This is a genomic window from Nocardia fodinahabitans, from assembly GCF_052983615.1.
This window is the reverse complement of record NZ_JBRJJC010000001.1, coordinates 4,325,803-4,340,006: the sequence shown is the minus strand read 5'-3', so window position 1 is coordinate 4,340,006 and position 14,204 is coordinate 4,325,803. Positions and strand designations below refer to the sequence as shown.

General features: G+C 66.5%; 11 protein-coding genes and 2 pseudogenes. 4 read left to right on the top strand and 9 right to left on the bottom strand.

Annotated elements, in window-relative coordinates; translation table 11 throughout:
- Nucleotides 1-73: 73 nt before the first annotated feature.
- Nucleotides 74-736, bottom strand: a complete 663-nt coding sequence (locus tag NV348_RS20285; protein WP_357915575.1) for a TetR/AcrR family transcriptional regulator — start codon at nucleotides 734-736, stop codon at nucleotides 74-76.
- Nucleotides 737-849: 113 nt separating this feature from the next.
- Between NV348_RS20285 and NV348_RS20280 the strand changes: the two genes are divergently transcribed.
- From NV348_RS20280 to NV348_RS20270, 3 genes are all read left to right on the top strand, one after another.
- Nucleotides 850-1,698: an SDR family oxidoreductase gene (locus tag NV348_RS20280; RefSeq protein ID WP_447148314.1), complete on the top strand. Its 849-nt coding sequence runs from the start codon at nucleotides 850-852 to the stop codon at nucleotides 1,696-1,698.
- Nucleotides 1,698-2,795: an MBL fold metallo-hydrolase gene (locus NV348_RS20275; protein ID WP_447148313.1), complete on the top strand. Its 1,098-nt coding sequence runs from the start codon at nucleotides 1,698-1,700 to the stop codon at nucleotides 2,793-2,795. Before NV348_RS20280 ends, NV348_RS20275 begins: the two co-directional genes overlap by 1 nt.
- A gap of 101 nt (nucleotides 2,796-2,896) precedes the next feature.
- The gene (locus tag NV348_RS20270) at nucleotides 2,897-3,937 is read left to right on the top strand and encodes an alpha/beta hydrolase (protein WP_447148312.1); all 1,041 of its coding nucleotides are present in this window, start codon (nucleotides 2,897-2,899) and stop codon (nucleotides 3,935-3,937) included.
- Nucleotides 3,938-4,365: 428 nt separating this feature from the next.
- Here the strand turns inward: NV348_RS20270 and NV348_RS20265 are convergent, their stop codons facing one another.
- From NV348_RS20265 to NV348_RS20255, 3 genes are all read right to left on the bottom strand, one after another.
- Nucleotides 4,366-5,133, bottom strand: a complete 768-nt coding sequence (locus tag NV348_RS20265; protein ID WP_447148311.1) for a hypothetical protein — start codon at nucleotides 5,131-5,133, stop codon at nucleotides 4,366-4,368.
- Nucleotides 5,134-5,299: 166 nt separating this feature from the next.
- Nucleotides 5,300-5,785: an acyl-CoA dehydrogenase family protein gene (locus NV348_RS20260; protein WP_447148310.1), complete on the bottom strand. Its 486-nt coding sequence runs from the start codon at nucleotides 5,783-5,785 to the stop codon at nucleotides 5,300-5,302.
- Nucleotides 5,786-5,889: 104 nt separating this feature from the next.
- Nucleotides 5,890-7,086 carry an acyl-CoA dehydrogenase family protein gene (locus NV348_RS20255; protein ID WP_447148309.1) on the bottom strand — a complete coding sequence of 399 codons (1,197 nt, stop codon included), beginning with the start codon at nucleotides 7,084-7,086 and terminating at the stop codon, nucleotides 5,890-5,892.
- Nucleotides 7,087-7,143: 57 nt separating this feature from the next.
- On the opposite strand from NV348_RS20255, the gene NV348_RS20250 reads away from it, so the two are divergent.
- The gene (locus NV348_RS20250; RefSeq protein ID WP_447148308.1) at nucleotides 7,144-8,118 is read left to right on the top strand and encodes a hypothetical protein; all 975 of its coding nucleotides are present in this window, start codon (nucleotides 7,144-7,146) and stop codon (nucleotides 8,116-8,118) included.
- 35 nt (nucleotides 8,119-8,153) lie between these two features.
- Here the strand turns inward: NV348_RS20250 and NV348_RS20245 are convergent.
- The 5 genes and pseudogenes from NV348_RS20245 to NV348_RS20225 form a co-directional block, all read right to left on the bottom strand.
- A pseudogene (locus NV348_RS20245) lies at nucleotides 8,154-9,337 on the bottom strand (acyl-CoA dehydrogenase family protein).
- Nucleotides 9,338-9,421: 84 nt separating this feature from the next.
- Nucleotides 9,422-10,438 (bottom strand): annotated as a pseudogene (locus NV348_RS20240) (acyl-CoA dehydrogenase family protein); the annotation flags it as partial.
- Nucleotides 10,439-10,677: 239 nt separating this feature from the next.
- Entirely contained in the window at nucleotides 10,678-12,330 is a 1,653-nt protein-coding gene (locus NV348_RS20235) for an AMP-binding protein (protein ID WP_447148307.1), read from the bottom strand.
- The gene (locus tag NV348_RS20230) at nucleotides 12,320-13,321 is read right to left on the bottom strand and encodes an SDR family NAD(P)-dependent oxidoreductase (RefSeq protein ID WP_447148306.1); all 1,002 of its coding nucleotides are present in this window, start codon (nucleotides 13,319-13,321) and stop codon (nucleotides 12,320-12,322) included. The genes NV348_RS20235 and NV348_RS20230 overlap by 11 nt, the downstream gene beginning before the upstream one ends.
- A 6-nt stretch (nucleotides 13,322-13,327) precedes the next feature.
- Nucleotides 13,328-13,999 (bottom strand): TetR/AcrR family transcriptional regulator, encoded by a 672-nt coding sequence (locus NV348_RS20225; RefSeq protein WP_447148305.1) that lies wholly within the window; start codon nucleotides 13,997-13,999, stop codon nucleotides 13,328-13,330.
- Nucleotides 14,000-14,204 lie beyond the last annotated feature (205 nt).

Sequence of the window (14,204 nt, the reverse complement as noted above, 5' to 3'; positions counted from 1 at the left end):
CGGGCTCGATCGTCCGATCTCGCCGAAGTCGATAACGCCGTCGTGCCGCGACGATATGGCGGTTCGCGGGCAGCTATGAGGACGAGGCGGTGGTGTTCCAGTGCGCGCGGGCGGCGGCGAACAGGTCCACACACGCCGTCACCAGGTCGGCGGGGTCGTCATGGCAACCGTCCATCAACCAGTCGACCAGCAGGTGGTTGACACCGCCGACCAGTGCGGTCGCGGTCAACCGCTGGCCTCGCGTCAGCGGGCGAGGGCTCTCTTTCGCCCAGACGGCCATCACGGTGTCGACGAAATCGCGCAGAACCCGATGGCGACGCTGTTCCATGTCCGGGGACACCCCGACGACCTCGATGAGCACGACCCGCGCGCGCCGCGGGTCGCGGGTCAGGTAGCCGATGAAGGCTACGAGTCCGGCAGCGGTGAGGGCGTCGAGATCGGAATCGGCCTGCTCGAGCGCGGTGACGGTCTCCGCGCGCATCGCCTCGGCCAGGTTGTCGTAGAGGGCGGCCAGGCAGAACTCCTGATTGGAGAACGACTCGTAGAAGTACCGCTCGGTGACGCCGGCGCCGCGGCAGATCTGCTTGATCGACGCGGCCGCGTAGCCGGTCGTGCCGTACTGCTCCAAAGCGGACTCGAGGATGGCCGCGCGGCGCTGCCGTACTCGCTCCTCCGGTGCGACACCGGAGTACTTGCGACCGGAGGGTGTTGGGCCGGAGGGTCCCGGGCGGGTCATTTGAGCCTTTCCTTCCTGCCGACGGAGTGCAATACTAGCCGAACAATTTCTGACAATCGCGATTGCCCAACATTGACCGCTGTGTCGAACCGATGCAAGGAAGGCATCAGGCTATGAGGGAAACAACGCTGGCCGGGCGCATCGTGGCCGTCACCGGCGGCGCGCAGGGCATCGGGCGCGAGATCGCCCGCCAGCTCGCCGAGGCCGGTGCCTGGGTAGTGATCGGCGACCGCGACATCCAGGCCGCCGAGGCCACCGCCCAAGCGCTGCCGGGACAGGTGCACGCGTTCGGTCTCGACGTGACCGACACCGGGTCCTTCCGCCGGTTCCTCGCTGAAGTCACCGCGTTGTGGGGTCCACTCGACGTATTGGTCAACAACGCCGGTGTCATGTGGGTCGGGCGTTTCGACAACGAACCCGAGACCGCGACCGAGCGCATGCTCGCGGTGAATCTGCACGGCGTGATCCGAGGCGTGCGCTTGGTCGCACCGCCCATGCGCGAGCGCGGCCGCGGTCACATCGTCACCATCGCCTCGGCCGCCTCCAAACTGGCCCCGCCCGGAGAATCCACCTACGCCGCGACCAAACACGCTGTCCTGGGCTACCTCACCGGCGTGCGCGAGGAACTGCGCGGCAGCGGCGTCGAGATCTCGGTGATCATGCCTGGCGTTGTCGACACCGAACTTGCGATCGGCACCGACAGCGGCGCGACCTCGCTGTTGCAGCCAGGTGACGTCGCTGCCGCCGTTGTCGAGGTCTTGCGCCGTCCCCGTTTCGAGGTCTTTCTCCCGGCCCCGATCGGTCTGCTGGTCCGCATCGCCGCTGTGCTGCCGCAGTCGATCCGAGATCTGGTATTGCGCCACACAGTGCCCAACCAAGCCAAGGCAACACGGGATTCCAACACCCGCGCAGGCTACGAACGCCGCGCCCTGACCGAGACCACCGACCCGAAGGAATCCTGATGACCGCCATCGAATCCGCCGCCGTTCGCCCGATCCCGGAGTTCTCCGGCGTCCACGACATCTGGCCCCGAGGCCGCCGGCTCGACGCCGTTCGCGAAGCGGCACTGAGTTACCGGGAACGGTTTCTGCGCCAGGGGCAGGTGCGAGCGGTCAAGAGTTTCGACATCGCCGCGGCGCCGTATCCGGCGCAGTACGCGTTCCAGAACTACTCGGTCAACCTCAACCCCTTCATCTCGATCATCAACCGCATGTTCGTGATTCAGTTCGAGGGCTTCGACGGCGAACTCAAGACCCTGGTGTGGGAACCGACTGTGGCCGCCGGGTCCGCGGAAGCCCCGTTCTACGGCCAGTTGCAGCGCTTCAGCCGCCGTGTCGGCCTGGAATCGCTGTTCGTCAAGTACTACAACGACCCCGATCAGGTGCTGCCGCGCCTGGGGTTGACCAACGACGATGTGGACTACATCAGCTTCGATCACCTCCACGTCCAGGATCCGCGCATGATCGTGGGCAGCAGCGAGCCCATCGACGGCGAGGCTGAACCGCGCAAGCCCTTGTTCCCCAACGCCAAGCTGCTCGTGCACCGCCGGGAACTGGGGACCTTCGAGTCCATGCACCCCATGCAGTGGGCCTGGTATGTCGACGGGGGGATGAACGGGGTTCCCGCCGACCGGCTCGAAGTCTTCGACGGTGATGTCGAACTCGGGGTCGGGGTCAGCCTGCTGTGGACACCCGGCCACACCGACGGCAACCATTCCCTGGTCGTCAATACCCCCGACGGGGTGTGGGTGTCCTCGGAGAACGGGATGGCCGCCGACAGCTGGCAACCCGAACTGTCGAAGATCCCCGGCGTGCGCCGCACCGCGCAGTTCTACGGCCGCGAGGTCGTGCTCAACGCCAACACCCTCGAAGACTCCCTCGACCAGTACGACTCCATGGTGAAGGAGAAGACCCTCGCCAGCCCGTCACCACGCAACCCACAGTGGCGCCAGATCATCCCGTCCTCCGAATGCGTGAACTGGAAACGACAGTGGCCGGTCGTGCCGACCTTCAGCCACGGCGGCCTGGACTACGGCACCATCACCGTCCCCACCCGGTAAGCAGGCTCGAACCCCTGCCGAGCACCGGCGACCGGCCGCCCGCACCCGCACACCGCCGGTGCGGGCGGACCTCCTTCTGCACCCTGATCTCGAGGAACCCCATGAACACACCCGACCCGGTCGCCGCCTCCGCCAGGCCGAGCGGAAACAGCACAGCGCACCCGGCAAGCGGTCGCTGCGATGATCCTGTGACCACGGCGGCGCGCTCCTTTGCCGCGTGGCTGACCATCTGGGCGTCGCGAATCTTCGTTCGACCCACCCTGTGGCTCCTGCCGCTGCATACGCCGCTCGGTGTGCTCGGCTACCGCTTCACGCAGGTCGTGGCCTGTCGGATGTGGTTCGCTCCGATGCTCCCATCCATGAAAGTCGATGCCCCAGGACCCCGGGGACGGACCATCGGAGAATGGGTCGGCGGGCAGGCAGAGCCCGGCGCCCGGGTGATCTATTACATCCACGGCAGCGGATACATCAGTTGCAGCCCCTGGACCCACCGCGGCCTGGTGTCGGAACTATCACGCCGATTGCGCCGACCCGCCTACGCCGTCCGCTATCGGCGAGCACCGAAATACCGCTTTCCCGCCGCCCACGACGACATCCTCAATGGCTACCTGTGGCTGATCGACCAAGGGCACACAGCCAGCGACATCATCGTGATGGGCGATTCGGCCGGCGGCCACCTCGCCCTGGGCCTGTGTGGCCAACTCCGCGAACTCGGGGTCGACCAACCTGCGGCGTTGATCGGATTCTCCAGCGTCGTCGACCCGACCTGGCAGCTCGCAACGGCACACAACACACACGTGTGGGACCAGTTCATCTCCGCCAACACCGGCCGACGGATCACCCAAACCTATTTCGTGGACACCGACTTCAGCGATCCGCGCCTGGATGTCCTCGCAACGGTCGGACCCGACCTGCCGCCGATGCTGTTACAGGCCGGCGGCAGCGAGGTTCTCGCCTCGGACTCCCAACACTTTGCCGCGGCACTGCGCGCGACAGGCGGGCGATGCGAACTCGAACTGTGGCCCGGGATGTTCCATGTATTCCAGATGGGTTACCCACGGCTGTCGGAGGCACGAAGCGCGCTCGACAGCGTCGAACGATTCGTCGAGAACATCGATGCGAACAACGCCCCGACCGCCTGACCGTCCACCTCAGATCCGCTCCAAAGTCGAGGCGTACACGGCTGCGTGCATTCAGTAGCTTCGGCAGGCGCGTCTACCGCGCCTGACCTGGTGTTTATGCTCACCCATCTGGACTCGAACCAGAAACCTGCCGCCAGGTGGTCCATCTACAGCCCCAAGTCGGCTTCGATAATCAACTGACCGCGCGAAAATCGCAGGTCGTCCGCGTTCCCATCTTGGATGTGCCCCGCCGAGGGCACAAAAATTTGCATATCTCACCGGGCTGTCACTCGTCCTCGGCGTTGCCGGGCTGCAGATCGCTTCGAAGCACGTGGCAGTTGTGGATGTAGGGCAGTACTTCTGGCTGCGACAAGCGAACGCGCGCCCGCTAGCGTGCTCGTAGTTCGTGAACGCCGGCATTCACACCATTTCTCACGACCATCGTCACGTTATTGTCCCGGGTGTGATCGTGTGAGACCCATTCCTACCCGGTCTAACATCTGGCCGAGCAAATGGAGAGTTCGGGCTGGTGTCGGCACTACGCGGGATGTGCCCGTCCAGTGGGCGGCGGTGAGTGAATCGACGGTCGCAAGGGTCTGCTCGTCGTTCCCGGCGGCCAGGACCAGAATGAAACGCACGTAGTCTCCGATGTCGGTGCCCCGTGGGTGCTGCTCGATGAAGCCCTGGAGTCGGGGGGTCAGGGCGGGCAGCGTGCGGGCAGTAGGAAAAACCACGGCGAGGCCCGCGAGTGCCAGCCGGACTGCCGGACATTCGGATGCCCACCGGGCGAGCAGGTCCGGTGTGCAGGACCGGACCGCCTCGCGGGCTCGGTCCTCGCTCCCGGGATCTGCATACCGGTGCGTGTCGGGCCAGCAGTCGGCCAGGTGGCGGTCCGCGACAGTGGCGATGCTGAACAGCAGACCGACCGCCCGGAAACGCTGGTGCGGTGGCACCCGGTCATCGGCGGCCAGGGCCGCCAGCAGCGGGACGCCGTCGGCGGTACCAGGCTGGCAGGTGTCCTGATGGAGGATCTCGTTGTAGAAGTCTCCGAGGAAGAACTTGTCGTCCGTCCAGAACGGGTCGACCGAGGACTGGAACAACATCGCGGCCTGCGGCGGTCGCGGGTCTGGCAAACGGTCGGCGATGACTTCCCGGAAGACCCGCCGGATCGGCGGCTCATCCGGCAGGTCGTTCCGATCGGAGGTGCGCATGCTCATAGCCATCGCAGCCTACTGCCGTGTACATCAGCCGATCCTGGACGCCGGTAAGGTTCCCCCCGCTATCCCGGACTGGCAACGTGAGAACCCCGTACAGGAATCGCCGGGTCCGGGAATTCGATGACCTGACCCATGAGATCGGTCCAGCGATTGGGAAAGTCGTCGCCTACGGCTGGCCCATCATCTTCTGCGACCCCAGCGCTTGGGCCAAGGCGCGAAGTTGTTCTGTGGCCCCGCCGTACAGGAACTCGGCGCGCTTGGCCGCCACGAAGTACCGGTGTACCGGGTAATCGAGGAAGATGCCGATGCTGGCATGGATATGAACCATGGTGTGGGCGACCCGATGTCCGGCCTCGGCCGCCCAGAACTTGGCGGTCGCGACCTCGGCGTCGGCCGGCAGACCCTCGGATTCCCGCCAGGCCGCCTGCCACAGGGTCAGGCGCACTCCCTCGACATCGAGGTAGGCATCGGCCAACCGCTGCCGGACCGCCTGGAAAGCACCGATCGGTTTGTCGAATTGCTTCCGGGTCAGGGCATATTCGCCGGTGAGCTCCAGACCGCGTTCTACGACTCCCAGCTGGTAGGCGCAGGTTGCGATGGTCGCGCGGCGATGCGCCCACGCCACGGTGCAGCCTCCCGGCGCGCCGATCATGTGATTCGCACCGACCACCGCGTCGAGTTCCAGCAGCGCGGCATCAGAGCCATCGACCACATGCTGTCCGGTGATCCGCAGGCCCGCGGTGTCGCGGTCGAGGATCAGTAGCGCCGGGCCGTCCGCGGTAACCGCTTCGACCAGGAAGGCGTCCGCGAACGCGCCGGCGGGAACTGCGCTGTGCGAGCCACGGATCCGCCACCCGTCGTCGGTGCGTTCCGCCCGGGCCAGGGTCGACCACAGTTCGTGGTCGATCCCGGTCCCGTCCGGTGTGTTCTCGGCGGACCAATCGGTGAGTACGGTGCGGGCCAGCCCGGAGAGGTCGTGTTGCCGAACACCTTGGTTGCCGAGGCATCCGCGGGGTGCAGGACGCCGGAATCGGCGCCCCAGGCGATGCGCCAGTTGCGCAGCTTCAGGTACTCGATGTGGGCGTGCACGCGAGCGAGATGAAGTCGTGCCCATTCGCTGTCGATGACGCGGGTGCCGTCGGCGCGCATCGCAGTCTCAGCCCATTCCCACACCTGGCGCAACGATTCCTGCAGTGGCGCGGCAGAAGTCAGCGCCACCCGCTCGTGGTTGAGCTGATTGGTGATCAACGGCCAACCGGCCCCCAGTTCGCCGACGACATTGCCGGCGGGCACCCGCACATCCTTGAAGGATGTCGCACTGGTACCTGGACCAGCCATGGTGTGAATCTTGCTCCAGGAGAAGCCCTTCGCCGTGGTCGGCACGATCAGGATGGACAGGCCGCGATGCCTGATCGCCTCCGGATCGGTGCGGGCAGCGAGCCAGATGTAGTCGGCGTATTCGATCAGGCTGGTCCAGGCCTTCTCGCCGTTGATCACGAACTCGTCCCTGTCGCGCACCGCCCGCGTGCGCAGCGACGCCAGGTCGGTTCCCGCCTCGGATTCGGAATACCCGATGGAGAAGTGCAATTCGCCCTTGGCGATGCGGGGAAGGAAGAACGCTTTCTGCTCGGCGGTGCCGAAACGCATGATGGTCGGGCCGACCGTAGTCACGGTGAGGAACGGGAAGGGCACACCCGCGGCAGCCGCTTCGTCGTTGAAGATCAGCTGATCGATGGCGGGGCGGTTCTGGCCACCGAATTCCTCCGGCCAGCCCAGGGTCAGCCAGCCGTCGTGGCCGAGGGTGCGAACGACTTGCTTGTACGCTTCGGGGTCGCCGTACTCACCGCCAGGGCCGGCCAGGGCTTCGCGGATTTCCGCCGTCATCAGATCGGCGAAGTAGGAGCGCAGCTGCTTGCGCAGCTGCTGCTGCGCGTCGGTGAAGTCGATGTGCATCGTGGTCCTAGGTCTCGGAAGCCTGATCTCTTACGAAAATAGAACACGTTTCACCGCATGGTGAAGGTTGCTGAGCAGCAGGAACCTGCCGTGCCGGTTGGCAGCAAAGTGCCACCATTTGACGCAAGCGCGGTCCGCGGACGGCCAGGTTTGACACCTCGCCCAACACTGGTAAGTCTGGTTTCTGTAAGCATCAGAATCATGGGGGAACAGAGATTGCATCCAGACGGTCTGTTGCACAGGGAGATAAGTGCACAATCAGACAGTCGAGGAGCGCTCGACGTCGGCTGGCTACTGGCGGAATCTCGCCGATTGCTCGATCATGCGATAGCCGAGCATCACACCATCCGTGGCGACTCCGGGGAAGTCGTCCGGCTCCGGCCCGGAGAGGGATGGGAAACCAATCTCCAACAACTTTTGCAACGTGTTCGCCGCGAAGTGCTGCTGACGGTCGGGAGTCCGTTGCGCATTCAGCCGCACTATCGGCCGGGTGGACAGCTCGTCGCCGAACTGCTCGCGGCCGGGAAAGACGTGCGCCTGCTCTACACCCAGCACTACGCCGAGACTCGCGACTACGACTCGTTGCGGCAGCTCCCCGAATTGCATGACCTGATCAGGGTTTCCGATGCGGACTTCCACAACATGGTTATCGTCGACCGGCGGGTGGCCGCAGTATGGGGCGGAACCGGCGAGCAACGACCCTACGGCTTCGTCATCAGCGATCCGAATCTGCTCCGGGTGCTACATCAACTCGCTACGGCGCTCTGGGAGTCGGCTCCGGAGCTGACGACCTACCTTGCCGGGCAGCGAGCGGACTTCGATCAGATAGCGCTGGCCGTACTACGTGCACTCGATCTCGGGCTGAAGGACGAGCTGGCCGCGCGGCGACTCGGCGTCTCGTTACGCACCTATCGTCGCCACGTCGCCGATCTCATGGTCCGCCTCGGAGTCACCACCAGATTCCAGGTCGGCGCTCGCGCGGCGGAGCTCGGCCTCCTCGAGACGTCGGCGAAGCAGTCGCCACCGGAGTAACCAGACGGCGTGCGCCGATGGGGTGGCGATGACGATCAGCGAGGCACCCGCGGCAGCCCGAGACCGTTGGCTGCGATCAGCTCGCGCTGGATCTCGTTCACACCGCCGCCGAAGGTGAGGACGAGGTTGCGCTTCGCCTGCACGTTCAGCCACGCGGCCAGAGCCGCGGTCGCCGGTTCGGTCAGGTCACCGTGCCTGGCGAGCAGTTCGTCCATCTGCTCGTACAGCTGCTGTATACGTTCAGATCCGAACACCGTGGTCGCCGAGGCGTCGGCGACCACGGCCTGCCCACCGGACTCGGCCGTGGCCACCTGCCAATTGAGCAGTTCGTTGATTCGCTCGGTCGCGCGGGCCTCGACGAGTGCGGTGTGGACGTCGGGCGCGTTGAGCAAGCCTTGCGCCTGGGCCCAGCCATAGACCTGGTCGTACAGTCCGCCGATCCGCCCGGCCGGACCCAGCATGACCCGCTCGTGGTTGAGCTGGGTGACGATCAGCTGCCAGCCCCGGTTCTCCTCGCCGACAAGCATATTCGCCGGCACTCGAACATCGGAGTAGTAGGTGGCGTCAACGTGATGGGCACCGTCGGCGGTGATGATCGGGGTCCAGCTGAAACCGGGATCCCGGGTGTCGACGATGAGGATCGAGATGCCCCGGTGCTTGGGGGCGTCCGGGTCGGTGCGAACCGCCAGCCAGATGTAGTCCGCGGCATGGCCGCCGGTGGTGAAAGTCTTCTGGCCGTTGACGATGAAGTGATTGCCGTCGCGCACGGCGGTGGTGCGCAGCGACGCGAGATCGGTGCCGTTATCGGGTTCCGAATAGCCGATCGCGAAATGCAGCTCACCGGCCAGGATCTTCGGCAGGAAGAAGTTCTTCTGCTCGTCGGTTCCGAAGGCATGCAGGGTGGGCCCGACGGTCTGCAACGTCACCGAGGGCAGCTGCACGTCCGCCCGGTGCGCCTCGTTCACGAAGATGTGCTGCTCGATCGGGCCGAATCCGCGGCCGCCGTACTCGGTGGGCCACCCGACGCCCAACCGGCCGTCGCGGCCCATCCGACGGACCACGTCGCGGTACACCGGCCCGTGCCGATCGATGGTCGTAATCGCGCGCTCGTCGTTGGTCAGCAGGTCCTCGAAGTAGGCCGCAGCTCGTTCTGGAGGGCATTCTGTGCCGGTGTGAGGGCGATGAACTCGCCTTCGCCGGTGGGCTCTGCGGCGGCGATCTCCAGTGGTTCGACGCCAAGGGTCTCCCGCAGGTGCTGCCGGCCACCCAGGAACCGGGTCATGTCCTTGATCGTCGAATAGTGCCGGTGCAGCGGGTAGGTGATGTCCGCGCCGATGCCGCCGTGCAGGTGATGACACGTTCGCACCGCCGACTGTGCCTCTGTCGCGAGCCAGTATCCGGCCAGCGCCGAGCTCTGCGACGCATCCCGTCCTTCGGACAGGTCCCACACGGCCGCGACGGTCGCCAGATGCAGGGTCCGTGCCGCGATGTAGACGTCGGCGATCTGCTGCGACACCGCCTGAAAGCTCGCCAGTGGCTTGCCGAACTGGTGCCGGGTCCGGACGTGTTCGGTGGTCAAGGCCAGCGCTCCTGCCAGCGCACCGTCGCCGAGCACGGTCGCGCCCACAAGCGCGAATGACCTGAGCGAGGCCACCGCCGACCCACTGAAATCCGCCCCGAGCACCGCTGAGTCCGGTAGGTGAACGCCGGAGAGGTTCATGGTGAACTCGGGCTGCCCGGTCGCACTCGAGGTGGGAGTCGAGGTGACGCCGGATGCTGCCGGGTCGACGAGGAATACCGCGTCACCGTCCGCAGTCCGGGCCGGCACCAGGATTCGCTGCGCCTGCGCCGCGTACGGGACCGCGATCTTGCGTCCGTTCAGCTCCCAGCCCGCCGAGGCGCGCACCGCCACACAGCCCGGCGTGCCGGTGAGCGCGTCCCCGAGCTCGCTGGGCGCGCCGGTGATCAGGCTTGTTCCCGCAGCGACCGCCGGCAACAACTCGGCCTGCTGCTCCGCCGTTCCGTGCGCACACAGCGGAAGTACGCCCAGCACCAGAGTCGCAAGTGCCGGCAACCGGGCACCACTGGCCGCGACCTCGTGCAAGACGGCCGCGACCTCGGCGACACCTAGTCCGTCGCCACCCAGTTCAGCCGGCACCGCCAGCGACAGCAGACCCGCCTTCGCCAGACCGGCCCAAGCCTGCGTGTCGTAGTCTGGGCTCGAATCCGATTCGGCCTGTGCCGGAACGACCGTCTTGCCGAGTACCTGCGCGGTGAGATCCGCGATCTCTCGCAGAACTTCGTTGGGTGTGAAATCCACGGCCGACTCCCCTGATTCCGGACAACTGTCGAGCTCTGTTCTATCCCGATGGGAGTAGGCACATTCGACGATCTGGCAGCAAGCTGCCACGGTTTCGGGAGCTCTGATGAAGTTGTCTCTCCCGGCCGATCCGGGTGGCAGTTAGCTGTCGGCTCACCGCGATGGTGACGGTCCAGCAGCGGCCGGCGAATATCGAATCGGCGACCTCGCTGTTCAGCCGCAGGTGCGCACGCAACCCTTCAGGACCCGGCCGGGGCCTGCAATTTTGCCCGCAGGACCTTGCCGCTGGCGTTTCGCGGGATCTCGTCGAGCACGACGAACCGCTTGGGCACCTTGTAGCGCTCGAGCCCATCGCGCACGAACTGTTTGAGCGCGTCCGCACCCGGCGCGACCGCATCGGGTCCGAGCACGATGAAGGCGTTGAGGACTTGCCCGAATTCGGGATCCGGAACGCCGATCACGACCGCGTCGGTGATGTCGGAGTGGGTGGCGAGGCGGTCTTCGACCTCGCCGGGGAAGATGTTCTCTCCGCCGGAGACGATCATGTCGTCGGCACGGCCGTCGATGAACAACCTGCGCTGCGCATCGAAATGGCCCATGTCGCCGGTGCAGACATGCCCGTCGACGACCTCCTTGGCCGAGACTTTCGCCGCGGGGTCCGGGGTGTATCCGGTGTATTCCAGACCGCTGCGCACGAAGATCTCACCGATCTCCCCCGGCGCGGCTTCGGTGCGGTCACCGCGCAGGACGCGGACCGACACCCCGAGCGCGGCCCGGCCGATGGTGTCGGGCGCGGCGACGAGGTCGGCGGGAGTGGCGATCGTGACCAGGCCCGCCTCGGTCGAGCCGTACCCGTTGACCAGGATCGGCCCGAAGGCGTCGATCAGGTTCGCGATGGTGGCCGGTGAGATCGGTGCGGCACCGGTGACCATGATCCGCAATGCCGAACGCGCCGAGGCAGTTTCAGCGAGTTCCGGCACGGCGAGCAACCGTTGCAGCATGACCGGCACCGCCATCACCACGGTGACTCGATGACGGGTGATGTCGTCGAGCGCGGTAGCGGCGTCGAAGCGACGGCGGCAGATCGCGGTTGCGCCCAGGGCCAGCGGACCGAGCAGCGACAACAGTCCGAAGCCGTGGAACATCGGCGGCGCGACCAGCACCCGGTCGGTGGACCGCAGCCGCAGGATCGCCATCGCGGTCAGCGTGAGCGCCACGATCGCGGTCGGCTTCACCGCCCGCGGCACGCCCTTGGCCAGCCCGGTGGTGCCCGAGGTCAACAGGGTCATCTTGACCGCGTGGCGAACGCGCGGCGGGCGCGGGTGACTGCGGGAAGCCAGATCGTCCAGCGTCGGCAGTCCGGCGTCGTCGGCGTGCGGTTCGCGCCACGCCAGCACCCGCAGGCCCTGGTATTCGGCCTTCGCGACGGTGGCGTCGTACTCGTCGTCGTAGATCAGCACGTCGGGGTTGTGCCGGGCCAGGACGGCCTGCAGCTGCGGGGCTGGCAGCTCGGTGTTGATGAAGATCAGCTCCGCACCCAGTTGCGCACCCGCGGCCATCGCTTCGGCGAACCCGCGATGGTTGCGGCAGAGGATGCCCACCGATGCCGGCGGGGTCGCGCTCGCGGCGTACAGCGCCGCGGCGATCGCTTCGGCGCGCTGCTGCAACTGCCGATAGGTCAGCTGTCCGGAGTCGTCGATGATCGCGATCTTGTCCGGGTGACGAATCGCGCTGGCCGCCAGCAACATCGCCGGGGTGGGCCCGAACCGGTAGAGGCCGCGCGCCAAGGCCGCGGCTCTGCGCGGGCCTACCGGGGCGAGCATGCCCGAAGCAACGACCGCCGGTAGCGCCGAACCCCATTGGCGCAGACCCTGGGTCAGCTCACCGGGCATTCGTGCTCACCTGTTCCTGATCGCCACCGGCGGAATCGGTGACATTCGACATGCCCGGCTCGCCCTGGGTCGGCGGCCGCAGCCGCGACAGCGAGGCCTCGGTGTCACCGAGGTTGCGGAAGATCCGTTCCATCAGCACTTCCAGCGGCAGCCGGAACACGGTGGCGATCACCGCGGAGGGAAAACCGTAGAGCGGGGTCATCGTGCGCGGCTTCTTCACGACGGCCTTGGCCAGCACCTTCGCCGCGTCCTGCGGGGTCTGACCGGGCAGCACGCGCATCCAGCGGCTCGGCGCGCTCATCCGGGTATGCAGCAGACCGCCGTAGAAGGTGGTCAGGGTGACCCCGTCAGCGCGGGCTTCGGCGCCGACCGCACGCATCCACCAGTCGAAGGCCAGTTTCGACGACAGGTAGAAGCCCCATTTGGGGGCGTTGGGGAACATGATCCCGACGGTGGAGACGTTCACGATGTGGCCGCTGCCGCGGGCCCGCATGCCCGGCAGCAGGGCCAGCGTGAGCCGCATCGGCCCGAGGTAGTTGGCGCCGGACGTCGCGGTGATGTCCTTGGGCCGGTCATAGGACAGGTGAATCGAACGGCGCAGCGACTTGCCCGCGTTGTGGATGAGCACGTCGACCTCGCCCAGGTCGTAGCGCACCGATGCGGCGAATTCCGCGATCGACTGTTCGTCGGTGAGATCGAGGCGGTACGGATAGGCCTCGCCGCCGGCGGCGTTGATATCTTCGGCCACCTCGAGCAGCCGATCCATCGACCGGGCCGCGATGACCACGCGAGCACCCGCGGCGGCGAACCACCTGGCGGTTGCCGCACCGACACCGAACGACGCCCCGGTGATCACGACCACCTTGCCCTCGACCTCGCGACGCAGGGCGGCTCGGCTGCGCAACCCGCGGGGACCGATGACCCATGCGACAGCTCGCGCGAGCGGCGTCTCGACGATCCGCGAGGGACCGGTGGGCAGCACTTCAGACATGGGTGATCACTCCGTCGACTTCGACACGGTGGACAGGGGGCCGAGGAAGGCCACGGCTTGGGGATCGGAGAGCGCGGCGTCGATGGCCCGCTGAGTCAGCTCGATGCTCGGGTCGGTGCGCAGCGCGGCCAGCACCGTGCCGAACATACTGCCGACGACGAGGTCTTTGACCTGGTCGCGGCTGATATCGCGGGTGCGCGTCCAATGCAGCACCAGCCCCTCGATGAACGACACGAACCCGCTGATCGCGGCACGCAACACCGGCGAGGAGTCCGACCCGGTGACCTCCACGACCAGGGCATCGGTCAGGCGGATCTGGTGGCGGTCACGAATCCGGCGCACTTCAGCGTCGGCCACGTCGGCGAACAGCGCTTCGAAGGCTCGCGGCTGTTGCTCGGCCTCGTCGAGCAGCCGGTCGATGCCGCGCGTCAGCCGGTCCAGCGCGGGGCCGCGCATCGCCAGCAGGTCACCCCAGAACTCCTCGGCGGCCTGTTCGAGAACGGCGAGGTAGAAGCCCCGCTTGCCGCCGAAGTGGTAGCTGATCGAACCGGCGGCGACGCCGAGCGAGCGCGCCAGGTCCACGATCGAGACCTCCTCGTAGCGGTCACTACTGAACGCGGCCTTGCCCGCCGCCAGCAGCGCCGCGCGCGACGCTTCGCCACGCCGATTGACGCCCATCCACCCTCCAGTTTATGAATCAGATTCAGTAACTGTGAGAGTAGGCGGACATGAGCAGCACGGTCAAGGATTTTCTGAACCATATTCAAACTTTGCCGCCATGATGCGCACGCCGGATTTCAGGCTGACGCACCCAGGTTCCGGGGGCTCGTCGACGAGAGGTTCCTGAGCCGGGCGAAGCAAACGGTGCGCGGGATTACCCAGC

Excerpts from the sequence above, each read along its gene's own strand:
- NV348_RS20255 (WP_447148309.1), bottom strand. The coding sequence starts at position 7,086 with ATGCACATCGACTTCACCGACGCGCAGCAGCAGCTGCGCAAGCAGCTG.
- NV348_RS20280 (WP_447148314.1), top strand. The coding sequence starts at position 850 with ATGAGGGAAACAACGCTGGCCGGGCGCATCGTGGCCGTCACCGGCGGC.
- NV348_RS20230 (WP_447148306.1), bottom strand. The coding sequence starts at position 13,321 with ATGTCTGAAGTGCTGCCCACCGGTCCCTCGCGGATCGTCGAGACGCCG.
- NV348_RS20265 (WP_447148311.1), bottom strand. The coding sequence starts at position 5,133 with ATGAGCATGCGCACCTCCGATCGGAACGACCTGCCGGATGAGCCGCCG.
- NV348_RS20225 (WP_447148305.1), bottom strand. The coding sequence starts at position 13,999 with ATGGGCGTCAATCGGCGTGGCGAAGCGTCGCGCGCGGCGCTGCTGGCG.
- NV348_RS20275 (WP_447148313.1), top strand. The coding sequence starts at position 1,698 with ATGACCGCCATCGAATCCGCCGCCGTTCGCCCGATCCCGGAGTTCTCC.
- NV348_RS20270 (WP_447148312.1), top strand. The coding sequence starts at position 2,897 with ATGAACACACCCGACCCGGTCGCCGCCTCCGCCAGGCCGAGCGGAAAC.
- NV348_RS20250 (WP_447148308.1), top strand. The coding sequence starts at position 7,144 with ATGGTGAAGGTTGCTGAGCAGCAGGAACCTGCCGTGCCGGTTGGCAGC.
- NV348_RS20235 (WP_447148307.1), bottom strand. The coding sequence starts at position 12,330 with ATGCCCGGTGAGCTGACCCAGGGTCTGCGCCAATGGGGTTCGGCGCTA.
- NV348_RS20260 (WP_447148310.1), bottom strand. The coding sequence starts at position 5,785 with ATGATCGGCGCGCCGGGAGGCTGCACCGTGGCGTGGGCGCATCGCCGC.
- NV348_RS20285 (WP_357915575.1), bottom strand. The coding sequence starts at position 736 with ATGACCCGCCCGGGACCCTCCGGCCCAACACCCTCCGGTCGCAAGTAC.